Annotated in this window: 21 protein-coding genes; 8 read left to right on the top strand and 13 right to left on the bottom strand. The window is 72.6% G+C overall.

Annotated features, from left to right (window positions below; translation table 11 throughout):
* Positions 1–4 precede the first annotated feature (4 nt).
* The 8 genes from J3473_RS17980 to J3473_RS17945 all read right to left on the bottom strand — a co-directional run bounded on the left by J3473_RS17980 (position 5) and on the right by J3473_RS17945 (position 12679).
* Positions 5–1330 (bottom strand): multicopper oxidase domain-containing protein, encoded by a 1326-nt coding sequence (locus J3473_RS17980; RefSeq protein ID WP_207025193.1) that lies wholly within the window; start codon positions 1328–1330, stop codon positions 5–7.
* Positions 1327–2742 (bottom strand): multicopper oxidase domain-containing protein, encoded by a 1416-nt coding sequence (locus J3473_RS17975; protein ID WP_207025192.1) that lies wholly within the window; start codon positions 2740–2742, stop codon positions 1327–1329. Before J3473_RS17975 ends, J3473_RS17980 begins: the two co-directional genes overlap by 4 nt.
* Positions 2739–8855 (bottom strand): SdrD B-like domain-containing protein, encoded by a 6117-nt coding sequence (locus tag J3473_RS17970; RefSeq protein ID WP_242525956.1) that lies wholly within the window; start codon positions 8853–8855, stop codon positions 2739–2741. The genes J3473_RS17975 and J3473_RS17970 overlap by 4 nt, the downstream gene beginning before the upstream one ends.
* Before the next feature lie 556 nt (positions 8856–9411).
* Positions 9412–10497, bottom strand: coding sequence for a redox-regulated ATPase YchF (ychF, locus tag J3473_RS17965; protein WP_207025190.1), 1086 nt, complete (start codon positions 10495–10497; stop codon positions 9412–9414).
* Between the two features lie 12 nt (positions 10498–10509).
* The gene (locus J3473_RS17960) at positions 10510–10866 is read right to left on the bottom strand and encodes a YdeI family protein (protein ID WP_207025189.1); all 357 of its coding nucleotides are present in this window, start codon (positions 10864–10866) and stop codon (positions 10510–10512) included.
* Between the two features lie 134 nt (positions 10867–11000).
* A complete protein-coding gene (locus tag J3473_RS17955; RefSeq protein WP_207025188.1) occupies positions 11001–11516 on the bottom strand; it encodes an NUDIX hydrolase in 516 nt (171 codons plus the stop codon).
* 9 nt (positions 11517–11525) lie between these two features.
* Positions 11526–12173: a hypothetical protein gene (locus tag J3473_RS17950; protein ID WP_207025187.1), complete on the bottom strand. Its 648-nt coding sequence runs from the start codon at positions 12171–12173 to the stop codon at positions 11526–11528.
* 20 nt (positions 12174–12193) lie between these two features.
* A complete protein-coding gene (locus J3473_RS17945; RefSeq protein WP_207025186.1) occupies positions 12194–12679 on the bottom strand; it encodes a glutathione peroxidase in 486 nt (161 codons plus the stop codon).
* 101 nt (positions 12680–12780) lie between these two features.
* Between J3473_RS17945 and J3473_RS17940 the strand changes: the two genes are divergently transcribed.
* Positions 12781–13974, top strand: a complete 1194-nt coding sequence (locus tag J3473_RS17940) for a DNA recombination protein RmuC (RefSeq protein WP_207025185.1) — start codon at positions 12781–12783, stop codon at positions 13972–13974.
* Here the strand turns inward: J3473_RS17940 and J3473_RS17935 are convergent.
* On the bottom strand, positions 13956–14411 hold the full coding sequence (locus J3473_RS17935) for a GNAT family N-acetyltransferase (RefSeq protein ID WP_242525952.1): 456 nt from the start codon (positions 14409–14411) through the stop codon (positions 13956–13958). The genes J3473_RS17940 and J3473_RS17935 overlap by 19 nt on opposite strands.
* 10 nt (positions 14412–14421) lie before the next feature.
* Positions 14422–15435: a 4-hydroxy-3-methylbut-2-enyl diphosphate reductase gene (locus J3473_RS17930; protein WP_207025184.1), complete on the bottom strand. Its 1014-nt coding sequence runs from the start codon at positions 15433–15435 to the stop codon at positions 14422–14424.
* Positions 15436–15517: 82 nt separating this feature from the next.
* On the opposite strand from J3473_RS17930, the gene xseA reads away from it, so the two are divergent.
* Positions 15518–16762 (top strand): exodeoxyribonuclease VII large subunit, encoded by a 1245-nt coding sequence (gene xseA / locus J3473_RS17925; protein ID WP_242525951.1) that lies wholly within the window; start codon positions 15518–15520, stop codon positions 16760–16762.
* Positions 16763–16783: 21 nt separating this feature from the next.
* On the opposite strand, the gene J3473_RS17920 is transcribed toward xseA, so the two are convergent.
* Positions 16784–17383, bottom strand: a complete 600-nt coding sequence (locus J3473_RS17920; protein WP_207025183.1) for a TetR/AcrR family transcriptional regulator — start codon at positions 17381–17383, stop codon at positions 16784–16786.
* Between the two features lie 77 nt (positions 17384–17460).
* On the opposite strand from J3473_RS17920, the gene J3473_RS17915 reads away from it, so the two are divergent.
* A complete protein-coding gene (locus tag J3473_RS17915; protein ID WP_207025182.1) occupies positions 17461–18009 on the top strand; it encodes a hypothetical protein in 549 nt (182 codons plus the stop codon).
* 9 nt (positions 18010–18018) lie between these two features.
* Positions 18019–18252: an exodeoxyribonuclease VII small subunit gene (locus J3473_RS17910; RefSeq protein ID WP_030529496.1), complete on the top strand. Its 234-nt coding sequence runs from the start codon at positions 18019–18021 to the stop codon at positions 18250–18252.
* A gap of 48 nt (positions 18253–18300) precedes the next feature.
* Here the strand turns inward: J3473_RS17910 and J3473_RS17905 are convergent, their stop codons facing one another.
* The gene (locus tag J3473_RS17905; protein ID WP_207025181.1) at positions 18301–18852 is read right to left on the bottom strand and encodes a dihydrofolate reductase family protein; all 552 of its coding nucleotides are present in this window, start codon (positions 18850–18852) and stop codon (positions 18301–18303) included.
* 324 nt (positions 18853–19176) lie between these two features.
* Complete coding sequence (locus J3473_RS17900) at positions 19177–19734, bottom strand: DUF4245 domain-containing protein (RefSeq protein WP_030529494.1); 558 nt, start codon at positions 19732–19734, stop codon at positions 19177–19179.
* Positions 19735–19861: 127 nt separating this feature from the next.
* On the opposite strand from J3473_RS17900, the gene J3473_RS17895 reads away from it, so the two are divergent.
* Genes J3473_RS17895 through J3473_RS17880 form a run of 4 tightly spaced genes read left to right on the top strand, consistent with a single transcriptional unit; the run spans position 19862 to position 23839 of the window.
* Positions 19862–20791 carry a carbohydrate kinase family protein gene (locus J3473_RS17895; protein ID WP_207025180.1) on the top strand — a complete coding sequence of 310 codons (930 nt, stop codon included), beginning with the start codon at positions 19862–19864 and terminating at the stop codon, positions 20789–20791.
* Positions 20788–22491 carry a fumarate hydratase gene (locus J3473_RS17890; RefSeq protein ID WP_207025179.1) on the top strand — a complete coding sequence of 568 codons (1704 nt, stop codon included), beginning with the start codon at positions 20788–20790 and terminating at the stop codon, positions 22489–22491. Before J3473_RS17895 ends, J3473_RS17890 begins: the two co-directional genes overlap by 4 nt.
* Positions 22488–23003, top strand: a complete 516-nt coding sequence (locus tag J3473_RS17885) for a carbonic anhydrase (RefSeq protein WP_030529491.1) — start codon at positions 22488–22490, stop codon at positions 23001–23003. Before J3473_RS17890 ends, J3473_RS17885 begins: the two co-directional genes overlap by 4 nt.
* Positions 23000–23839: an MOSC domain-containing protein gene (locus J3473_RS17880; protein ID WP_207025178.1), complete on the top strand. Its 840-nt coding sequence runs from the start codon at positions 23000–23002 to the stop codon at positions 23837–23839. Before J3473_RS17885 ends, J3473_RS17880 begins: the two co-directional genes overlap by 4 nt.
* Positions 23840–23847 lie beyond the last annotated feature (8 nt).

Genomic DNA, 23847 nt, shown 5'->3' with positions numbered 1-23847 from the left:
TCTCTCACGGGCAGGTGTTGTTCGGGGGCTCGATCCGCATGTACGTGATCGGGCCGGTCATGTTGACGCCCCAGGAGGTGATCTGGAACAGGGCGTGGTTGTGCGAGATGATGTAGAACTCGCCGCACTGGTTGAGCGTCTGGACGCCCGGTGGCAGGTCGTGGGTGTTCCCGAGGTACGGGCTCCCGCTGTAGAACGTGCCGACGACCTGGTTGGCCAGGCTCGGGACGGTGACCGTCACCGGGTTGGCCACGCTGTAGTCCTCGGCGTCCTTCCACCGGAAGAGCACGTCCCACGTCTGTCCGGGACCGATGTTGACGGCGAACTTCTCCATCGAGAGGTCCTCCTGGCCGCTGGACAGCGCGCGGGCCGGCCGGCCGTCGCGGCCGACGACGAGCCCGTTGTTGCCGTGCGGGTGGAAGGGGTAGTCCTCGCTGCCGACGCTGAGGTAGCGCGCCATCCCCGACCGGGGGTGGGTCACCGGGTCGTACGGCTTGACCGTGGCGAGCGACCCGTAGGGCTGCGAGGGCAGCCACGACGCGAAGTTGTCGGCGATGCTGTCGGGGTAGCCCCGGCCGTTGATCAGCCAGTACCGGGCCTTGTAGCGGGTGAGGTCGAAGGGCTTGCCCTGCTCGACCGCCGCGTGCTGGTACGGGTCGATCTCCGACAGGAGGACCATGAACTCCTCGGTGGGCTCGAACTGCGTGTCCGCGTAGTCGTACGCGTAGTCGGCGCCCATCGACGGGCGCACGATGAGCGCGCCGAACAGGCCCATCCGGACCTGGGTCTCGGGGTCGGTCCCGGACTCGTAGAGGAAGGTCCCCGCGTGGCCCGCGGTGAAGCTGTACGTCACGGTGCCGGTCTGCGCGGCAGCCGGCTGCGCGAGGCTCGTCATGAAGCCCCCCGACCCGGTCTGCGGCTGCGAGGGCACCCCGTCGGCGAGGACGTCGTCCTGGCCGGGGAACACGACCGACGCGGGGACGTCGAGGGTGTTGTGGAGGATGACCGTCACGACGTCGCCCTCGGTGACGCAGAGGACCGGCCCGGGGTGCTGGAAGTCGTCGAAGCCGCTCGAGTAGCCCCACATGTAGGCGGTGTTGCCGTCGGGCAGGTCGATGTAGCCGGTGCGGGTCGTCAGGTCGAAGACCGGGTGGTGGTCGGCGGCGCCGGGTCCACCGGTCGTGCAGACGATGCCGTTGCGCGGCGGCGCGGCCGCCCCGGCCGACGACGCACCGGGGGCGACGGCCCCGGCGACGGCGACCAGCACGCCCGTGGCGAGGACCGCACCGCGGCGCAGGACGCGTCGGACGGCGCGTGGGTCGGTGCTCATGCCGTGAACCCCCAGTCGTTCGGGAAGGACTGTGCCGCAGGCGCTCCGGGGCCGTCGGCGTAGACCCTGATCTCTGTCGCCTGGCCGCCGAGCCCGCCGGGGGCGAGGTTGTCGGAGCGGGTGAACGACCGGTTGTAGAGCAGGTAGGTGTCGTACTCGCCCGACCCCGTCTTCGGCGGGGCGGTGACGATGACGTCGTAGCTCTCGCCGGGACCGATGTTCAGCGTGTCGGTCTCGTACGAGGTGTCGGCCCCCGTGCGCCCTCGCATCGGGGTGGCGTCGCGGCCGACGACCCGCATCCGCAGGCCGGCGATGGTCATCGCGGACTCGCGGAAGCCGAGGTTGGCGAAGCGCAGGGCCACCCGCTCCCCCTCGACGCAGGTCACCAGTGAGGAGATGGGCTGGTACCTGAGGTCCGGCCGGCCGGGGGGCGCGATGAGGTCGCCGTCGGCGTCGAACGTCCGCCCCTCCTCGACGTCGAAGGCGTTGACGCCGGGTCCGTTCGGCTCGAGCGTGTCCGGGTGGACGCGCCCGTTGAGGAGGGCGAAGTCGGCGCGGTAGTCGCTCCACTCCGGCAGCTGGATGTGCGCGTCGGCCCAGTGCGCCTCGGCCCACACCTCGGAGAGGAACATCGAGAACTCGCGGTCGTAGCCGGTGCTGCCGTCGCCGTCGTTGTAGAGGAACCTCGAGTACTGGCGACCGTCGTGGGTCTTGGTCTGCCCGTTCTGCCTCGGCCGCACGAAGACCATGCCGGTCATGCCCATGTGGACGTGCTCGACGTCCTCGACGTGGCAGTGGAACATGTAGGTGCCGGGGTCTCGGGGACGGTAGACGTAGGTGAACTCACCCCCCGCGCGGACCGACACCGACCCGCTCGGTTCGCCGTCGAAGAACGGGATGACGTTGCGGAACCCGTGCCAGTGCAGCGTGTGCGCGTCGAACAGGTCGGGCCGCAGCTCGAGACCGAGGTTGGTCAGCCGCACCCGGAACTCGTGGGCCGGGTCGCCGTCGTACTCGTCGACCCAGAACAGCGGCGCGGAGTGCTGGGCGTGGTACTTCTGCCCCAGCCGCTGGACGTCGGTCATGCCCGTCACGTTGCGGAACCCGAAGACGTAGGTCGTCATCCCCGGCGCGACCGTCGCCCCGATGGGGTCCGGGTGGTAGGGCGGGATGGCCGGGGTCGGGGGCAGGTGGATCCACCCGTCGGTGCCGGCGAGGTAGAGGTTCGCCGGCGCGTCGGCGGCCGAGGCCACCTGCTCCGGGGCGAGGACGCGCCCGGCCCAGGTGCCGACGCCGGCGACGGCGACGGCGCTCCCCGCGAGGCCCAGGGCCCGGCGGCGACTCACCCGCGGTGGCCCGTCGAGGGCGACGGAGGTCGGTGCGGCGCCCCGCTGTGGTTCGGTGCTGGTCATCGGGTCGTCCCCTTGGTGGTGGTGAGTGCGCGGAGGGCCGCGGCCGACGTGGTGGTGGTGCCCGCGAGCGAGAAGGCGTCGATGTCGAGCCCGGCGGTCGTCAGGCCGTGCGAGGTGCCGTCGAACCAGACCTTCCAGGTGCCGTTGGTGTACTCGAGGAGGTCCTCGTCCTGGACGGTCCCCACGCCGGGCAGGGTCACGTTGTCGGCGAAGGAGAACCAGGCGTGGGTCGGCGAGTCGAAGACCGCCCCGTCCACCCGCGCGGTGGCCGGGACCCCCTTCGTCGTGGCGTCCCAGACCCGGGCGAACGACGTCCCGTTCCAGCTGTAGACGTCGGCGTCGTCGGCCGTCCCGGTGACACCGCGCGGGTTGCTGTTGCCCGTCGTCGAGAAGTACAGGACACCGCCCTTGATCGAGATGGCGTCGATGTCGAGGTTGGCGGAGGTGAGCCCGCGGGAGGTGCCGTCGAACCAGACCGACCACGTCCCCGCGTTGTAGTACGCGACGTCCTCGTCCTGCACCGTCCCGACGCCCGGCACGAAGATGTCGTTCGCGAAGGACACGTAGTAGTGCGTGGCGTCCACGACGGCCAGGCCGTCGACGAGCGCGTTGGCCGGCAGGCCGGGCCGTGGCGTCGCCTGCACGTCGACCAGCCGCGAGTAGGCGTTCGTCGCGCCGTCGTAGTGGTGGATGTCCGAGGCGTCGGCCGTGCCGCTGACGCCCGGGATCGTGCCGGAGCCGGTGATCGAGAAGTCGAACACGGGCGGCGGGGGCGGCGGCGGGGCCACGCGGGGCACCTCGTCCGCACCCGCGTCGGCGGGGTTCCCCGTCGTCGCCGGGCGGGCGTCGCCGTCGATGTCGACGCTCGCCACGGTGGCCGTGCCGAGGGACGCCAGGCCGATGTCGCAGGCCGGCGACTGGCCCGTCCCGCAGCCGACGAGGTGGTAGTCACCCATGAGGTCGGCGGGGACCTCGACGACGGCGATGTTCGCGTCGACGAAGGCCGGGTTCTGCCGCCAGGTGGCGAAGGAGACCGACACCGGCCACGTCCGGACGACCTGCGGGTCGGCGTGCTTGTTCGAGGGTGCGTCGGTGTACGGGTGGGCGGTGGGGTCCTGCTGGAGGACCGAGCCCACCGGCGCGAGCGAGATCGTCGGGTCGAGCGAACCCAGGTCCCACGTCTCGACGTCGCTCGCCCCACCCAGGCCGATGCCCGTGACGGTGGTGCCCGCCCGGGTGCCGGCGCGGTTGTCCCACAGGACGTTGTCGAGCAGGACGGGGTTGCTGGAGGTCGGCGAGCCCGGGGGCAGCGTGGCCTGCAGCTGGTCGCTGTTCTGCCCGGTCGCGATGCCGGCGGGGGCCGGCATCCCGTCGGAGGTCACGGCCGTGGCGGTCGTGATGTTGTCCATGATCGTGTTGTTGACGATGCGGACGTCGGGGGCGTCGTCGATGGCGATGCCGGCTCCCTCGTGGGTCGAGACGTTGCTCGTGATGACGTTGTCGTGCACCGACATCGGGTAGTTGCCCGCCATGAGGAAGCGGATGCCGCCGCCGTCGTCGTTGGCGAGGTTGCCCTGGATCTCGTTGGCGGCGATCTCGACCGCGCCGGCGCCGTGCGACAGCGTCGTCGGGTCGGCCGGCAGCGCGCCGGCCACCATGATCCCGGCGCCCTCGTCGTTCGAGTTGTTGAGCGTGATCCGGTTGTGGTGGATCCGTCCGTTCGGGCTGAACCCGAGGTGGGTGACGCCCGCGCCGTACTCGAGCGAGAAGTTGCCGCAGATGTCGTTGCCGGACACCTCGTACCCGTCCGAGCCCGCGAAGAGGCCGATCGCCCCGGCGTAGTTGGTGCCGGCGTTCTGGACGATCCGGTTGTTCGCGATCCGCAGGTTCTCGTTGTGCTGGCTCTCGTCGGCCCCGGTGAGGTCGGGGGTGCCGACGCGGATGGTGCCGTAGCCGCCGCCGTTGTTCTCGACGACGTTGTTCGTCACCTGCAGCTCACGGACGAAGGCGTTGGCGAAGATCGCGCCACCCTGCGTCGTGATGTTCGGCGGCAGGCCGGTGGCCTGGCCGGTGAGGTCGTTGATGTTGCCGGGGAAGCCCATCTGGTCGCCGCCGCGCAGGTCGAACCCGTCGACGGCCGGCTTGAAGGTCGCACCGAGCGGGTAGGTCCGCACGGTCGACGAGTCGCCCTCGGACCCGAGGAGGTAGACGACCGCCCCGTCGCTGACGGTCTGGTTGCCCGACCAGTCGAGCGAGCCGACCTTGGTGAACCAGTCCGTCGCGAGGTCGGTAACACCACCGAACGCGCTGCCGTCGACGACCGACCCCGGCACCCAGGTGCTCGAGGTGCCGCTGCCCTGGAACCCGCCGGCGCCGACGCCCTGGAGCTTGACGGGCCCGTTGACGACGAGGTTCTCGTAGTAGGCGCCGCGCGGGTTGGTGCTCGTCGGCGTGTTCGGGAACACCACCACGACCGCGTTGCCCCCGGCTCGCACGGCGTCGTCGACGGCGTTCTGGATGGCGTGCGGCACACCGGCCGTGCCGGTCTGGCTGGCCGTCTTGGTCGGGTCGTACTTCGCGACGGCGACACCCGGGCCGACGCGGTAGACCGTCGGCAGGTAGGAGCTCGTCGTCGTGACGGCGCCGAGCAGCTGGAAGGTCAGGCCGGTGACGGAGCTCAGCCCGTTGCCGGCGGTGACGGTCAGCTGGAGGGCTCCGCCGGGGACCTGCCCGGTGCCGGGCCCAGCGGCGGGCACGTCGACCTGGATCGTCGTGTCGCTCCAGCTCGCCACGGTGAGGGCGGTGCTGCCGAGCCGGACCGAACCGGTCCCTCGGGTGGCCCCGAAGCCGGTGCCGCGGAGAGTGACCCGCCGCTGGGCCGTCGTCGTGTCCGTCGGGGTGAGGACCGGCTTGTCGACCGAGAACAGCTGCGGCCGGACCGGGTTGACCATGCACTTGACCGTGGTCGGGCTCGTGCCGGGCGTGCCGAGGCTGACCCCGACCTGGGTCGGCGCGAGGTCGGTCGGGATCGTCACGCCGGGGGTCGCCTCGAACTCGGTGGCGATGGTCCGGAAGCGCGGGTTGTAGTCGGCGTTCAGGGCGCCCGGGACACCGGGGTCGTTGCCGACGAAGCGGTACATCCCCTGGCAGACACCGGAGGGCGTCGGGCAGCTGATGTGGTCGGTCGACGGCATGAGGACGTCGTAGAAGCCGTTGTAGTCCGAGTGCGCCGTGTACTTGAGGTCACCGGCGAAGTCGTAGATGCCGACCGGCGCGTTCGCCACCCCGGCCTTGTCGCCGAAGAGGACCGTGCGCTTGTCCGTCGAGTAGTTGAGGTCGTCGACGACGATGCCGCGCATCCGCGACGGCACCGGGACGTCGGTGAACAGGTGGAACATCGGCACGATGGACTTGCCGTTGTTGAGGCTGACGAGCTTGGTGTCGCAGCGCGGTCGGACCATGCCCTCGTAGGGCGAGCCACCGATGTCGACGAAGGTCGCGTTGTCGACGGCGCTCGACGCGGGGACGGTGACGCCGGCCGGGAGGCCGTCGGCGGCACCGGACTTCGCGGCGTACCCGTCGTTCGCGACGTCCTTGACGTCGACCGTGTGCAGCGCACCGACGCACGCCGACGGCGGGACCTGCGGGACCACCTGGTCACCGCGGCCGATGTTGATGTCCTCCTCCGAGGTCACGTCGTACATCGGACGGCCGCGGGCGTCCTTGGGCACCTCGACGGAGACGAGGTAGTCACCGGCGGCGAGCGGCGCGAAGGTGCTGCTGCAGGACGGGTTGGCCGGGTCGGTGTCCGTGAGGGTGCCGGTGCACGCGTCCCCGAAGCCGTAGTTGCCGTCGACGGAGGCGCCGAAGCTCGCGTCGGCCGTGCCCTGGTCTGCGCCGTAGGCACCGACCTGGAAGCCCTGGACGAGGGCCGAGACGCACTCGCCGGTCGTGTCCTGGTCGTGCGCCGTGACGTTCTCGTCCGTGCCGTGGGTGTAGGGGGTGCCGTCGGCGTCCCGGGCGGTGCACCCGGTCGGCCGGCTCCAGTGCTCGGAGACGTAGGAGTTGAGGAGCCTGCCCTTCTTGTAGGAGCCGTCGCCCGCGAGCTCGTAGGTGTCGCTCGCGTCGCAGGGCGCGCCGGCGTTCGTGCCGCACCGGACCGGGGCGTAGAGCTTGACGGGCACGTCGGGGATCCCCGGCTGCCAGTCCTCGGTCGCGGCGTACTGCGGGTCGAGCTCGTTGCGGGTCGTGTCGTACGAGACCGAGCCGACGATGCCGCCGTTGCGCGGGCGGCTGGTGCGCCCGGTCGCGTCGTACTTCTGGACGCCCCAGTCGACGGTGCCGCCGAGCCCGATGATCGGCAGCACGCTGACGTCGACGCCGGAGCCCTTGACGGTCGTCGGGGTCGGCTGGTTGTCGGCCTGGTAGGTGACACCCGTCGTGTAGAAGCTGTCGGAGTACGCCTCGAGGACGAGCCACTCGGCGAGCGGGTAGCCGCTCGGGAACTCGTAGTAGCCGGTGGTGTCGGTGGAGGCGGCGGTCGAGCCGCGGTCCATCAGCGAGTTGTCCTTCTTGCGCAGCGTCAGCGGGAACTGGGCGACGCCCTGCTCACCCGCGTCGCGCTTGCCGTTGTTGTTGGCGTCGAGGAAGACGTGACCCTTGATCGGCGTCCACCAGCCGTTGAGCGGCAGCTGCTTGAGGTCGACCGCCTCGCCGTTGGTCACCGTGACGTTGGTCAGCTGGAGGATGTAGTCCTGCGCCTCGTCCCACCAGGTCAGCATGTAGTTGCCGTCCGGCACGTGCGGGATCGTGAAGGTGCCGTTGCTCGCGGCGCGACCCACCCAGACGGCACGGTCGCCGCTGTCGAGGTCGTTCAGCGAGAGGACGCCGTCCGCGATGGGCTTGTCGAGCTTGCTGCCGACGCTCCCCCAGTACTGGTTGAAGCTGCCGCCGCGCGGCGGGTAGTACTGCTTGACCGCGACCATCGTGCCGGTCACCGAGCCGGCGGCCGAGGTGCCCAGGAGGTTCTTCGGCTGCACGAACCCGAACTGCGGGGTCGGCACCGGCTCGCCGGCGAGGGTGAACTCGGTGTCGAAGCCGGTGGCCCCCTCCATCAGCCAGGTGTCCCAGTCGTGGTTGCCCTCGAGCGTCGTCGTCTGGATCCAGTCCTGCCCGTCCGGCGGGCTGATCCACGTCGTGTACCGGTTGGTGCCGAGGTGCGGGATGACGAGCATGCCGGTGCTGTCGCTGAAGCACTTGCCGCCGACCGTGGCGACGATGGGCGCGCCGTCGGCGTCGCGCGACGCGGCGTCCCACGGGATCTGGTGGTTCGCGTCCTCGTTCTTGTACGTCGTGCACAGCGGGTTGCCGTACACGTCGGTCGTGACCTCGCCGAGGATGTCGTTGATGTGGCCCTGGAAGCCCGCGAGGCCGTCCTCGCCGTTGTCGATCGCCCCGTTCGTCGAGCCCTCGTCGCGGTAGACGAACGCCCGCAGCGTCGAGTCGACGAGCGGGTCGGGCTGGACGGTCACGTCGACGACGCCCGGGCCGGTGCCGTCGGTCGTCATCGGGACGGTGAAGTGGGCGCCGTCGATCTTGAAGCCGTCGGCGAGGACGCTCACGACGTAACGGCCGTCCGGCAGGTCCAGCGAGGCGCCGCCGGCGAAGTCCTGGTCGGTGCCCTGCGTGTAGATGGGCGCGCCGGTCACCTCGTGCAGGGAGGCCCAGGTGCAGCTCGTCGGGTAGTCCGCGTCGTCCGCCGAGCAGCCGGAGCCGGGCGATGGGGCGCCGACGGGGTCACCGGTGCCGGTGTCGTCGACGTTGATCATGTATCGGTAGCCCGGGACGGGGTCCCCGGCCCGGACGGTGTCGTTCGGCGGGTGCAGCCCGTCGCGGGCGCTCGTGACCCGCAGGGTCACCGCGTTCGTCGACGCGGCCTGCGCCGGCGCCGCGGTGAGCACCGGGACGGCGACCGCCGACCCCAGCGTCAGCGCGACCGACCCGACGAGCGTCACGAGGCGACGGAGCACGGCCCGCGGGCCCGACGGCCGCCGGCCCGACCGGTGCGCCGCACCGCTCGTGCCCTGTGTGTCGACGTGGTGGTGTCCCTGCATCACGACCAACCCCTGCAGTTGTCCGGGAACGCCCCCTGCGGCGATCCACGCGGACCGTGTGACCGCCCCGGACCCCTCCCTGCCGAGGGCTGGAGGCCATTTGTCACGCAGGCGTGAGCCCACCGTCAGCCGCTCGTCACCGGACGCTCAGACGGTCGTCATCCGGCCCTCAGGTGGCCGTCAGGAACTCGTCATCCGACGAGCACTGCGAGACGGTCTCGGACCCATCGGGATGCCTTCAGGGCCTCGAAACGCCTGCACTGCAATGTTTTTGGTGCCGCCGACCTCACTGCGCCGACTGCACGCGGCCTCGGCGACGGCCGGGCGAAGGTGTCCGGGAGGTCGGAGGCGGGCACGGGAAGGGTCAACCGCAGGCAACCCGCACCTCAGGAGAACGTCAAGAATCTCGCGCGGGAGGCCTTCGCGGCTGCCCCCGCGGCGTCGGAGAGGGGGTGATCACCCCCACGTCGGCGCCACGAGCAGCGCCTCGGGGGACACCCTGGCGGTGCGCGGCCAGCGGCGGGCGTGGTGCGCGGGTCTCCGTCGACGCCGGAGGTCAGACGTTGAAGCGGAACTCCACGACGTCGCCGTCCTGCATGACGTAGTCCTTGCCCTCCATGCGCGCCTTGCCGGCGGCCTTCGCGGCGGCCATCGAGCCGAGCTCGTCGAGGTCGGAGAACGAGACGATCTCGGCCTTGATGAAGCCGCGCTGGAAGTCGGTGTGGATGACCCCGGCCGCCTGCGGCGCGGTCCAGCCCTGGCGGATGGTCCAGGCGCGCGACTCCTTGGGACCGGCCGTGAGGTAGGTCTGCAGGCCGAGGGTGTGGAAGCCGACCCGCGCGAGCTGGTCCAGGCCGGACTCCTCGGCGCCGAAGGACTCGAGCATCTCGCGGGCGTCCTCGGGGGACATCTCCATGAGGTCCATCTCGAGCTTGGCGTTGAGGAAGACCGCCTCGGCCGGCGCGACGAGGGCCGCGAGCCGGGCGTGGAGGTCGGTGTCGCCGAGCTGGTCCTCGTCGAGGTTGAAGACGTAGATGAACGGCTTGGTCGTCAGCAGCCCGAGGCCGGTGGCCATCCCGAGGTCGACGCCGGCGGCGGCCCCGTGCGCGTAGAGGGTCTTGCCCTCCTCGAGCACCTTCTGGGCCGCCAGCGCGTTCTCGAGGAGAGGCTTGGACTCCTTCTTGATCCGCGCCTCCTTCTCGAGACGGGCGACGGCCTTCTCGAGGGTCTGGAGGTCGGCGAGGACGAGCTCGGTGTGGATGGTCTCCATGTCCGACTCGGGCGAGACCTGGCCGTCGACGTGCACGACGTCGCCGTCCTCGAAGGCGCGGACGACCTGGCAGATGGCGTCGGCCTCACGGATGTTGGCGAGGAACTTGTTGCCCAGCCCCTCCCCCTCGGACGCGCCACGGACGATGCCGGCGATGTCGACGAAGGACACGGTGGCGGGGAGGATCTTCTCGCTGCCGAAGATCTCGGCCAGGCGCTGCAGGCGGGCGTCCGGGAGCGGGACGACGCCGACGTTGGGGTCGATCGTCGCGAACGGGTAGTTCGCCGCCAGGACGTCGTTCTTCGTCAGCGCGTTGAACATCGTCGACTTGCCGACGTTGGGGAGACCGACGATTCCGATGGTGAGTGCCACAGGACGAGGAGTCTACCGAGCCCCGGGCGTCGCCCCGACCGCCAGGGCCCGGCGCCCGGCCGGCGTCATCCGGCCCTGCGCCTCCAGCCGGTCCGCGATGCGGCGGTTGCGCTCGGACGTCGTCCCGCGCCCGCGGCGCGGGGTGAAGCGCTGGAGGTAGGACCGCTCGTCGTACCGGCGGCGGGTGCTCTCGCTCCACCCGAAGGCGATGCCGGCCTCGAGCAGCTCCTCGAAGGTGACGCTGCGCAGGCCCGACCGGGCCCGGGCCAGGCGCACCCAGCCTCCCGGATCGCTCTCGTGGTGGGCGGTGAGCCACGCCCAGAGAGCGTCGCGGTCGGGGAACTCGAGGACCGGCTCGGACGGGGTCATGACCCGACGGTAGGGCGACGCGGTGACAGCCGCCGCTCAGGCGGTGAGGGCGGAGACGAGGATGTAGCCGAGGATGCCGAGGCTCACGAGGACGAGCCCGCCGAGCAGCATCAGGGCGAGGCGGTGCTCGCCGTTCACGCCGCTCCCCCGGCCGGCTCGCTGTTCTCGAGGTAGAGCGTCGTGCCGGGGGTCCATCCGGCGACGACCTCGAGCATCCGCGCGGTGTACGGGGCCACGTGCTCGGCCGCGGCCTCGGGCCGGACCCAGTGGGCGCCGGCGATCTCGCGCGGCAGGAAGCGGGCGGGGTCGAGCTCGCCCTCGAAGACGCCGAGGTCGAAGAGGAAGAGGTGGGCGTCGTCCCAGCCGCGCCACGGCGGCAGCCAGTTGACGGCGACGAGACCACCCACGGCGACCTCGAGCCCCAGCTCCTCGTCGACCTCGCGGGCGACGGTGAGGGCGGGCGGCTCCCCCGGGTCGACGACGCCGCCGGGCAGGTCCCACTCCTTCTTGTACGACAGCTCGCACAGGAGGACCTCACCGGCCGGGTTGCGCAGCAGCCCCTGCGCGATGTTGCGCTTCTTGGGCAGCCGGGCGTTGAGGATGGCGATCCGCCGTAGGCGCTCGGCCTCGGTCTCCTCGCGTCGCGCCATGCCGTGACCCTACGCGAGCGCGGTGACGGCCCGGCCGCCGAGCCGCCGGACGAGCCGCTCGACGACGAAGGCCGCGTTGGCGTCCCGCACCGCTGCCGGGACCGGCGGGAGCAGGTCGTCCCAGACCACCATGAACGACCCGCGCAGCTGCGGCATCCGCGCGGGGCGGGCGACGAACCACACATGGGCGTGGGCGCCACCGTCCCCGAGCCGCAGCACGTGGCAGCGGCCCACGGAGGGCAGCGCCTCGACGGCGCCGACGAGCGCCACCTGCAGGCGCCCCAGGGCCGCCGCGAGGTCGTCGCTCAGCGCATCGACGTCGAGGTGCTCGAAGGGCTCGGCGACGAGAACCAGCGGCGAGCCCGACGGCGGGGCGACCTTGACCCGCCAGCCCATCCCCTCCCAGACGGCGGCCCAGTCGCCGGTCGCGGCCGGACCCTCCATCGCCGCCTCGCGGCAGTGGCAACCGCTCGGATCCTCGCCGCGTCGCGGCGGCTCGACGTCGACGAGGACGGGCCCGACCTTGGCCCGGAGGCCGTCGACCTCGAAGGGGAACACGTCCCACCCGAGGACCTCCTGGCCCCCGACCGGCAGGCGACCGTCGCGGTCCTGCGCGGCGACGACGCGGGCGGCGTACTCCTCGGCGCTCTCGGGCATGCCCGCGAGCCTAGGACGGCTCAGGCGGCGAGGGCCTTCTCGATGGCGCCGCGCAGCTTCTCGGGCTTGGTGCTGGAGCCGAACCGCTTGATCGGCGTGCCGTCGCGCCCGACGAGGAACTTCGTGAAGTTCCACTTGATCTTCTCGCTGCCGAGGGCGCCGCGTGCCTCGTGGCGCAGCCACCGGAAGAGCGGGTGGGCGTCGTCGCCGTTGACCTCGACCTTGTCGAACAGCGGGAAGGTCACGCCGTGGTTGACGCGGCAGAACTCGCCGATGTCCTCGGCGCTGCCCGGCTCCTGGCCGCCGAACTGGTTGCACGGGAAGCCGAGGACGACGAGGCCGCGGTCCTTGTACTCCTGCCAGAGCGCCTCGAGGCCGTCGTACTGGGGCGTGAAGCCGCACTGCGACGCGGTGTTGACGACGAGCACGACCTGGCCGGCGTAGTCGTCGAGCGTCTGCGGCGTGCCGGACAGCGAGGTGGCGGAGAAGTCGTGGAGCACGGGCATGCGAGGTCCTCTCGGGGCGGTCACCGGGTCGGGTGGAGGTTCGGACTCGCGGCGCGCGGCGGATTGCCGGGCCTGTCGGAGGGCTCTGCCATGGTCCTCGCATGGACGGGATGACTTGGGGCGTGCTCGGGCTGGTCGTCGGCGCGGTCGTGGCGTGGCTGCTCGCGCGGCTCGTGCACCGGGCGGCGGTGGCGGGGGTCGAGACCGAGCGCGACCTGCTGCGCGAGCGGGTGCTCGACCTCGAGACCTCGCTCGCCGAGGACATGGAGACCGCGGCCCTGCTGGCGCCGCTCAAGGACGCCCTGGTGCGCGTCGAGGAGCACGTGGGTGTCCTCGAGCGCGACCGGTCGCAGCAGTACGGCTCGCTGCGGGCGCTGCTCGGCCGGGTCGAGGCCGAGACGCAGGGCCTGGGCCGGGCCACCGCCTCGCTCGCCGGGTCGCTGCGCTCGTCGTCGGTGCGCGGCGCGTGGGGCGAGGTCCAGCTGCGCCGCGTCCTCGAGGCCTCGGGGATGCTCTCGCGCTGCGACTTCGAGGAGCAGGTCGGCGTCCTCGGGCCGCACGACCGGCAGGTCCGCCCCGACGTCGTCGTGCGCCTCCCCGGTGGCAAGTCGCTCGTCGTCGACGCCAAGGCGCCGATGACGCACTTCCTCGACGCGCAGGCCGAGGAGCTGACCGACGACGAGCGCACCGCGCTGCTGCGCCGGCACGCCGACGCCGTCGCGGGCCACGTCGCGACCCTGGCCGCCAAGGAGTACTGGGCCGCCTTCCGCGACGGCCCCGAGATGGTCGTCTGCTTCGTCCCGAGCGACGCGATGCTCGCCGCCGCCCTCGCCGCCCAGCCGGCGCTGCACGAGAAGGCGCTGGCTTGCCGGGTCGTGCTCGTCGGCCCGGCCTCGCTCATGGCCCTGCTGCGCACCGTGGCGTTCACGTGGCAGCAGGACGCCCTCTCGCAGAGCGCCCGTGAGCTGCTCGACCTCGGCCGCGAGCTCTACGGCCGGCTCGGCACGCTCGGCGCGCACACGGCCAAGGTCGGCCGCTCGCTCCAGTCGAGCGTCGAGGCGTACAACGCGATGGTCGGGGCGCTCGAGTCGCGCGTGCTCGTCACCGCCCGGCGGATGCGCGACCTCGAGGTCGTCACCGACGAGCTGTCCGTCCTCGAGCCGGTCCGCACCGGCCCTCGGCCGCTCACCGCGCAGGAGCTCATCGACGCCGTCACCGAGCCCGACGCGCGCCCGCAGCTGGTGCTCGACGAGCGGCGCCCCGACGACGGGGAGGGTCAGAGGTCGATCTCGTAGTGGTACGTCGTGGGGCCGCCCGGCCCCTCGGTGGCGTGCAGCCCCTCGCTCTCGTAGAGGGCTCGGGCCGCAACGTCGTCGGCGCTCGTCGCGAGGTCGAGCAGGTCGCACCCGCGGGCGCGGGCCCGGTCGAGGACGGCCCGCAGCAGAGCCCGCCCGAGGCCGTGGCCGCGGGCGGCCGGCGCCACCCAGAGCTCGGCGAGGTAGGCCTCGTCGCGTTTGCTCCAGAGCGCCGGGCGGTAGCGGACCACCGCCACCCCGAGCTCACCCGCGAGGAGCACCTCGGTGTCGCCGCGGCCGGTCAGCTCCGCGAGCCGCGCGGCGAGGGCGTCCGGGCCGGGCGACGGGTCGTCGTACTCGGTGTTGAACGCGTCGAGCAGCCGCCCGGCGAGGGCCAGCCCGGCGCTCGTCGTCGCGAGCTCGACCCGGGCGTCCACGTGCCGCCGGTCAGCGCAGGGCGCTGGTCTCGGCGAACGAGCCGTCGTGGCGCATCTTGTCCGACATGCCGGCGGCCTTGAGGTCGCGCCGGATCTCGTTCGGCAGCGCGAACATCAGCGACTCCTCGGCGGCGACGACCGGGCGGACGTCTTCGAAGCCCCGCGCCGCGAGGTAGTCGAGCACGCCGCGGACGAGGATCTCGGGCACGGACGCGCCGGAGGTCACGCCGACGGTCGAGACGCCGCCGAGCCAGGACTCGTCGATCTCGTCCGCGTAGTCGACGAGGTGGCCGGCCCGCGTGCCGTGCTCGAGCGCGACCTCGACGAGGCGCACCGAGTTGGACGAGTTGCGGGAGCCGACGACGATCATCAGGTCGCAGTCGGCGGCCATCTGCTTGACCGCGAGCTGGCGGTTCTGCGTCGCGTAGCAGATGTCGTCGCTCGGCGGGTCCTGCAGCTTCGGGAAGCGCTCGCGCAGCCGGCGGACGGTCTCCATCGTCTCGTCGACCGAGAGCGTGGTCTGGCTGAGCCAGACGACCTTCTCGGGGTCGCGGACGATGACGTTGTCGACGTCGTCCGGGCCGTCGACGAGCTGGATGTGCTCGGGCGCCTCGCCGGCGGTGCCGACGACCTCCTCGTGGCCCTCGTGGCCGATGAGGAGGATGTCGAAGTCGCTGTCGGCGAACCGGACGGCCTCACGGTGCACCTTGGTGACGAGCGGGCAGGTGGCGTCGATGGTGCGCAGGCTCAGCGCGCGCGCCTCCTCGTGAACGACCGGGGCCACGCCGTGCGCCGAGAAGACCACGGTCGCGCCCTCGGGCACCTCGTCGGTCTCGTCGACGAAGATCGCACCACGCTGCTGCAGCGTCGTGACGACGTGCTTGTTGTGGACGATCTCCTTGCGGACGTAGACGGGGGCGCCGTAGAGGTCGAGGGCCTTCTCGACGGTGACGACGGCCCGGTCGACACCGGCGCAGTAGCCGCGGGGGGCCGCGAGGAGCACGCGCTTGGTCGTCTCAGCCATGTGTCCATCGTAGGTGGGGCCTTCGTCCGGGCCCGCATCGCGGGCGGACGGGCTGACGGTGCCGCCGCCTAGGGTGGCCCCCGTGAGCACCCCGGCGCGCGCACCCCTGCCCGAGCGGGCGGTCGACACCACGGCCGAGAACCCGTGGCCGGTCCGCCTGCTCTCGATGAAGATCGGCGAGTACGTCGAGAAGATGTCGGTCCTCTGGGTCGAGGGACAGGTCGTCCAGCTGACCCGGCGGCCCGGCGCGCGCACCGCGTTCCTCACCCTGCGCGACCCCGACGTCGACATGAGCCTCTCGTGCTCGGTCCACGTCAACGCCCTCGACGCGATGCCCGGCCCGCTCAGCGAGGGGGCCCGGGTCGTCCTCCAGGCCAAGCCGTCGTTCTGGAGCCAGCGCGGCTCCCTCGTCCTGGACGCCCGCCAGATCCGGCCGGTCGGCGTCGGCGAGCTGCTGGCGCGTCTGGAGTACCTCAAGCGCCACCTCGGGCAGGAGGGCCTGTTCGACCGCGACCGCAAGCGCCCGTTGCCCTTCCTCCCCCGGCGCATCGGCCTCGTCTGCGGCCGGGCCAGCGCCGCCGAGAAGGACGTCGTCGAGAACACGCTGCGCCGCTGGCCGAGCGCACGGTTCGAGATCCGGCAGGTCGCGGTGCAGGGCACCAACGCGGTGGCCGAGGTGACCGCCGCCCTCGCCGAGCTCGACGCCCACCCCGAGGTCGACGTCGTCGTCATCGCCCGCGGGGGCGGGGGCGTCGAGGACCTCCTGCCGTTCTCCAACGAGACGATGCTGCGCGCCGTCGCCGCCGCGACCACCCCGGTCGTCAGCGCGATCGGGCACGACGTCGACACCCCGCTGCTCGACCTCGTCGCCGACCACCGCGCCTCCACCCCGACGGACGCCGCGAAGGCGATCGTCCCGGACGCCGTCGCCGAGCGGCGCGGGCTCGAGGTCGCCCGTGAGCGCGGGCACCGGGCCGTCGGCGGACGGCTGCACCACGAGCGGCGCCGCCTCGCCGAGCTCGCGAGCCGCCCGGTCCTCGCCGACAAGGGGGCGTTCCTGCGCTCGCAGCGCGAGGTCGTCGAGGCGCTGCGCTCCCGCGCGCTGCACCGGGTCGAGGCCGGGCTGCACCGGCAGCGCGACCGGGTCGACCACCTCCGCGCGCAGGCCCGGGCGCTCTCACCGCAGTCGACGCTGGACCGCGGGTACGCGGTCGTGCAGCAGGTCGGCGGCGGCCTCGTCACCGACCCCGCCGACCTCGCGCCCGACGAGCTGCTGCGGGTCCGTGTCGCCCGTGGGGACTTCGGGGTCCGCGTCCTCGGGTCCTGACCCCGCTGGCGCCGGGGTCGCTCAGCCGGCGGCCAGATGGGCGAGGTGGTGCCGGACGGCCGCACGCACGCCCCGGAGGTCGGTGACCTCCGGCTGGAGCACGACGTGCAGCGCGAGGCCGTCGAGGAGGGCGTGCAACCCGGCGGCCTCGACCTCGTGGCGGGCGGGGAGGGCTGCCGGCAGCAGGGCGGCGACGACCCGGTCGACGAGGGAGCGGATGCCGAGGTGCGCCTGCGTCGACACCTCGGCGAGCCCCGGGGCGGTGCGGGCCAGGGTGACGAGCTCGAGCCAGACCGCGGCCTCGGCGCGCCGCTCGTCGTCGAGCGGCAGCACCTCCCCGCAGAGGTCGACGAGGTCGTCGAGGTCCGCGGCGTGGGCGGCGTCCCACCCGCCGACGCGGGCCGCCACCCGGGCCCCGACCCGGTCGGCGACGGCGCGCATCGCGAAGGCCACGAGGTCGTCCTGGCTCGCCACCGTGTGCCGCATCGAGCCGACGGACAGGCCTGCCTCCGCCGCCACGGACCGGACGGACACCGCACCGATCCCGTCCCGGCGCACGACGGCCAGCAGCGCGTCCGCGATGAGCTGGCGGCGCGCCTGCTGGTCGACGACCCTGGGCACGGACCCTGTCTAGCAGCCCGGGGCGGCGGGTCCATCTATTTGGTACGGTCGTACCAACAAATCGGGAGGGACGCACCGTGCTCGTCGCCGTCATCGTCACCTGCGAGGTCCTGTTCTGGGTCCTCGTGCTCGCGGGGCTCGCCGTGCGCTACCTGCTGCGCCGACCGAGGGCGGGTGGGTGGCTCCTCGTCGCCGCGCCGCTCGTCGACCTCGTGCTGCTCGTCGCGACCGTGCTCGACCTGCGCGGCGGCGCCACGGCGACGACGGCGCACGCCCTCGCCGCCGTCTACGTCGGGGTCTCGGTGGGCTTCGGGCACTCGATGGTCCGCTGGGCCGACGAACGCTTCGCGCACCGGTTCGCGGGCGGCCCCGCCCCGGCCCCTCGTCCCCGCGCCGGACGCGCGCACGCGGCCCGCGAGCGCCGCGGCTTCCTGCGTCACCTCGTCGCGTACGGGGTGGGCGCGTCGCTGCTCGGCGTCGGCATCCTCGTCATCGGGGACGCCGCCCGGACGGAGGCGCTGCTCGGGACGCTGCGCCTCTGGTCGCTCGTCGTGGTGGTCGACGGGGTCGTCAGCCTCAGCTACTCCGTGCGCCCTCGACCGGCGGGGGTCGGTGGGCGTCGGTAGTCTCGCGGCATGCCGAAGGACGCCCCCGCCCCCGACGCCGGCACCGGCGCGAACGCCGACGTCGCCGAGCTGGGGTACGAGCAGGCGCGGGACGAGCTGGTCGACATCGTCGCCCGGCTCGAGAGCGGGCAGGTCGGCATCGAGGAGAGCATGGTGCTGTGGGAGCGCGGCGAGGCGCTCGCGGCGCACTGCGGCCGCTGGCTCGACCAGGCCGAGCAGCGCGTCGCCGGCCCGCAGGACTGAGGCCCGCGAGCCGGCCCCCTCCGCCTCGGGTGACGCCGGGGACGCGTGTCAGTCGGCGGTGCGCAGACCGTAGGTCGTGACGACGTTGCCGGCCGAGGTCGCGGTGGACTCGAGCAGCTCGAGGCGCGTGACGGGCACGTCGTCACCGAAGAGCCGCCGCCCGGCACCGACGACCGGGTGCGTGGTGAGCGTCAGCCGGTCGACCACCCCGCCGAGGAACAGCGAGCGGACGGTCTCGACGCCGCCGACGACCGCGATGTCGCCGCCGTCGCCCTCGCGCAGGGCGCGGACGTGCTCCAGCGGGTCGCCGTCGATGCCGGTGCTGTTCCAGCCGAGGTCGTCCCCGAGCGTGCTCGAGACGACGTGCTTGCGGACCGGGTTGACGAACGCGGCGAAGGGGTCGCCCTCGGCGGCTGCGGGCCAGAACTCGGACCACTCCTGCCAGAGCTTGCGGCCGATGACGACGTCGGTGACGTTCGCCAGGGTGCGGCCCATCATCTCGCCCTCCTCGGGGCCGAAGTGGCCGAACTGCCACTGGTCGGGGGACTCGACGACGCCGTTGACGGCGTGGAAGAGGTGGGCGGTGACGAGGCGGGTCATGGGGTCCTCCGGTGGTCGTGCGGGTGACGTGGATGCTGTCGCACGGATGGACCACCCCGCCACCGCGAACTCATCGCTCGGGCATGCCGTGTCGGCAGGCCTGCCCGGTCGAGGCGGCCGGCCCCCGTCAGCACACCCTTCGGACCGATACTGTCGTTCGCTCCCGATGGCGGAGCAACCGGGACGAACGGTCGCGCCTGACCGCTCATCCTGTCTGCGTCATGGACAGGAGCGAACGACAGCGGCCGGACGTGCACACCAGGCCCGGGCCCTTCCGCGCGCGGGCACCTGCGTGAGCGCGGACCTCGACCCGCGCCGGCTGCGTCAGCGCACCGGCTGGAGCGACTCGATGTACGTCTCCATGTCCTCGAAGGTCGCGGTGCCCGTGATGAGCGTCGCGAGCTCCCCCGACCCGGTCGGCGGGACGTACAGCAGGCTGTTCTGCACCTTGTTGTCGCGGACGAACTTCTCCCACGTGCGCCCTGCCACCTCGACCGTCCCCTCGCGCGGGGCCCGGTTGGTCTGCGCCGAGATCCACCCGCGGCTGGGGTCCTTCGTCTGTTCGACGGCGACGAACGTGCCGGACGGCGTCTGGTAGCCGACGTGCCAGGTCCGGAAGCCGTCGGTCACCGGCACGTACCGGACCGAGGTCGGCGACCAGCCGCTCGGCAGCCCCTCCGGCTCGACGATCGGCCAGCCCGAGGACGTCCGGATCTCCTGCGCCTTCGTCGCGACGTCGACGACGGGCCCCCCGACCCGGTCGACCCGCGGCACCATGAAGACCAGCACGAGCACCATCCCCAGCACCGCGAGCAGCGACAGGACGAGGTTCTTCGTCGACCCCATCGAGTAGCGGCTCTTCGGGGCGGTCGGGGTGCTCACTCCCCCATCGTCGCCGACGGGCGGCGCAGACGCCCAATCGGTGCCGACGATAGGGTTCGACACGCCGCCCTCGACCGTGCCGGCCACGGGCGGGCCCGTCAGCAGCCGCCAGAGAGGTTGGGATGCCGTGAGCGCCTCCGCGCCGCCGGTCGTCGTCGTCGGCGAGCTCCTCGTCGACATCGTCAGCTACCCCGACGGGCGGTCGGCCGAGCACGTCGGCGGCTCGCCCGCGAACGTCGCGGTGGGTCTCGCCCGGCTGGGCCACGACACCCACGTCGCGTGCCTCGTCGGCGAGGACGCCCGCGGCGCCCGCTGCGCCGAGCACGTGGAGGCCAGCGGCGCGCACCTGCTGCCCGGCAGCCGCAGCCCGCACCACCCGACCTCCACCGCCCTCGCGACCATCGACGAGCACGGCGCGGCCTCGTACGTCTTCGACCTGCACTGGGACCTCCCGCCGGTGCAGCTGCCCGACGGCACCGGCCACCTGCACACCGGGTCGATCGCCACGACCCTCACGCCGGGCGACGCCGAGGTCGAGGACGCGATGCGCCGGGCAGGCGCCCAGGGCACCGTCTCGTACGACCCCAACGTGCGCCCGACGATCATGGGCGACGTCGCCGACGTCCGCCCCCGGGTCGAGCACCTCGTCGGCCTCTCCGACGTCGTCAAGTGCTCCGAGGACGACCTCGAGTGGCTCTACCCGGGCGACTCCCCCTCCGCCGTCATGGCCCGGTGGGCCGACCTCGGCGCGTCGCTGACGGTCGTGACCCTCGGCGGTGACGGCGTCGTCTGGCGCGCCGCGTCCGGCGAGGAGGGTCGCGCGCCGGCCCGCATCAAGGACGTCGTCGACACCGTCGGCGCCGGCGACTCCTTCATGGCCGGCCTCGTGTCCGGTCTCCTCGACACGGGGCTGCTCGGCAGCCCCGACGCCCGCGAGCGCCTCGCCCGCGCCACCCTCGCCGACGTCGACCCCGCCGTCGAGCGCGCCCTCGCCACGAGCGGGGTCACCGTCCGCCACGCCGGCGCCTACGCCCCCACCCGGGAGGAGATCCGATGACCGACTTCGCCTACGAGGACCTGCTGCCCGTCGGGGCCGACGAGACCCCGTACCGGCTGCTGACGACCGACGGCGTCGAGACCGTCGACGGCCCGGGCGGCCGGCGCTTCCTCCAGGTCGCCCCCGAGGCGCTGCGCCTGCTGACCGAGACCGCGATGCACGACATCGCCCACTACCTGCGCCCCGCGCACCTCCAGCAGCTGGCGAACATCCTCGACGACCCCGAGGCGAGCAACAACGACAAGTTCGTGGCGCTCGACCTGCTGAAGAACGCGAACATCGCCGCCGGAGGCGTGCTGCCGATGTGCCAGGACACCGGCACGGCCATCGTCATGGGCAAGCGCGGGCAGCACGTGCTCACCGAGGGCACCGACGAGGCCGCCGTGAGCCGCGGTGTCTACGACGCCTACACGCGCCTCAACCTGCGCTACAGCCAGATGGCCCCGGTCACGACCTGGGAGGAGAAGAACACCGGCTCCAACCTGCCGGCCCAGGTCGAGCTCTACGCCGACACCGCGCCCGGCCACGAGACGACGTACAAGTTCCTCTTCATGGCCAAGGGCGGCGGCAGCGCCAACAAGTCCTTCCTCTTCCAGGAGACGAAGGCGATCCTCAACCCGGACGCGATGATGCGCTTCCTCGACGAGAAGCTCCGCGGCCTCGGCACCGCCGCCTGCCCGCCGTACCACCTGGCCATCGTCATCGGCGGCACGAGCGCCGAGTTCGCCCTCAAGACAGCCAAGTACGCCAGCGCGAAGTACCTCGACCAGCTGCCCAAGCAGGGCGACCCCGCCACCGGCCACGGCTTCCGCGACACCGAGCTCGAGGAGCGCGTGCTCGAGCTGACCCGGCAGTTCGGCATCGGCGCGCAGTTCGGCGGCAAGTACTTCTGCCACGACGTGCGCGTCGTCCGGCTCCCCCGCCACGGCGCCAGCCTCCCCGTCGCCATCGCCGTCTCGTGCTCGGCCGACCGCCAGGTCCTCGGCAAGATCACCCCCGAGGGCGTCTTCATCGAGCAGCTCGAGACCGACCCCGCCCGCTTCCTCCCCGACACGACCCACGAGGGCCTCGAGGACGCCGAGGGCGTCAGCGGCACCGGGGCCGGCGCGGTCGTGCCGATCGACCTCAACCGGCCGATGGACGAGATCCTCGCCGAGCTGACGAAGTACCCCGTCAAGACCCGGCTGAGCCTCACCGGCCCGCTCGTCGTCGCCCGCGACATCGCCCACGCGAAGATCAAGGAGCGCCTCGACGCCGGCGAGCCGATGCCGCAGTACCTCAAGGACCACCCCGTCTACTACGCCGGCCCGGCCAAGACCCCCGAGGGGATGCCGTCGGGCTCGTTCGGCCCGACGACCGCCGGCCGGATGGACTCCTACGTCGAGCAGTTCCAGGCCGCGGGCGGCTCGATGGTCATGCTCGCCAAGGGCAACCGCAGCCGGCAGGTGACCGACGCGTGCCAGGCGCACGGCGGCTTCTACCTCGGCTCGATCGGCGGCCCGGCCGCGCGCCTCGCCCAGGACTGCATCCGCAGCGTCGAGGTGCTCGAGTACCCCGAGCTCGGCATGGAGGCCGTCTGGAAGATCGAGGTCGAGGACTTCCCGGCGTTCATCGTCGTCGACGACAAGGGCGAGGACTTCTTCGCCGGCGTCACCAAGCCCGTCGCGTTCACCATCGAGAAGAGGACCGGACTGCTGTGAGCGAGCCCACCACCACGCCCGCCGACTTCGACGACCTGCTTGCCGCCAACGAGCACTTCGCCGAGACCTTCGACCTCGCCGGCTTCGACGGCGTCGCCCACGCGGGCATCGCCATCGTCACGTGCATGGACAGCCGGATCGCGCCGCTCGCGATGCTCGGCCTGCACCCCGGCGACGCGAAGATCTTCCGCAACCCCGGCGGGCGCGTCACGCCGCAGGCCCTCGAGGCGATCGTCCTCGCGGTGCACCTGCTCAACGTCAACCGCGTCCTCGTCGTCCCGCACACCCGTTGCGCCGTCGCCTCGAACACCGAGGAGGAGCTGCAGCGCCGGGTCGGCGAGTCGGCCGGGGTCGACGCGTCGTGGCACGACTTCAACGTCGTCACCGACCAGCAGGCCGCGCTCGAGCACGACGTCCACGTCCTGCGCTCCCACCCCCTCATCGGCGAGCGGGCCCTCATCGGCGGCTTCATGTACGACGTCGACACCGGACGCATCAGCCGGCAGGCGTGAGCACCCGGCTGGAACGGGTCGCGCTCCACCCGGTCAAGAGCACCGCGGTCCGCGCCGTCCCGGCCGCCGCGGTCGAGCCCTGGGGCCTGCGCGACGACCGCCGCTGGATGGTCGTCACGCCCGACGGCGAGGGCCTGACCGCCCGCGAGGAGCACGCCCTCTTCGCGTTGACGGCCGACACCCCGGCCACCGACCCCGGTCTCGGCGCCGCGCTGCGGCTGCGCGCGGACGGCGCCGACGACCTCCTCGTCGAGCCCCCGCACGGCGAGCCGGTCCCCGTGACCGTCCACGGGCGGGCGCTCACCGGTCGCTTGGCCGACGACGCCGCCCACGCCTGGCTGCGGGATGCCCTGCGGCGCACCGACGTCCGGCTCGTGCACGTCGCCGACCCGCGACCGCTCAACCCGACGCACGCCCGCCCCGGCGAGGCGACCGCCTTCGCCGACGGCTACCCGGTCACGCTCGCGTCGGCGGCCTCGCTCCGGCGGCTCGGCGACTGGGTCGCGGAGACCGCGCTCGAGCGCGGCGAGGAGCCGACCACCATCGGCATCGACCGCTTCCGGCCCAACCTCGTCGTCGACGGCGACCTCGAGCCCTTCGAGGAGGACGGCTGGAGCGCGGTCACCGTCGGCGCCGTCACCTTCCGCGTCGTCAAGCCGGTCGACCGCTGCGTCATGACCACCCTCGACCCCGCCACCCGCGAGCGCGGCCACGAGCCGATCCGCACGCTCGCCCGCCACCGGCGCTGGGAGGGCGCGACGTGGTTCGCCGTCCAGCTCGTGCCGGTGTCCACGGGCGAGGTCCGCGTCGGCGACGAGGTCCGGCCCGCCCGGTAGGTTCGTGC

It is taken from the genome of Phycicoccus sp. DTK01, assembly GCF_017312765.1.
Classification (GTDB): domain Bacteria; phylum Actinomycetota; class Actinomycetes; order Actinomycetales; family Dermatophilaceae; genus Phycicoccus; species Phycicoccus jejuensis.
The sequence above is the reverse complement of the archived record's forward strand: the minus strand, read 5'-3'. Positions and strand labels throughout refer to the sequence as shown.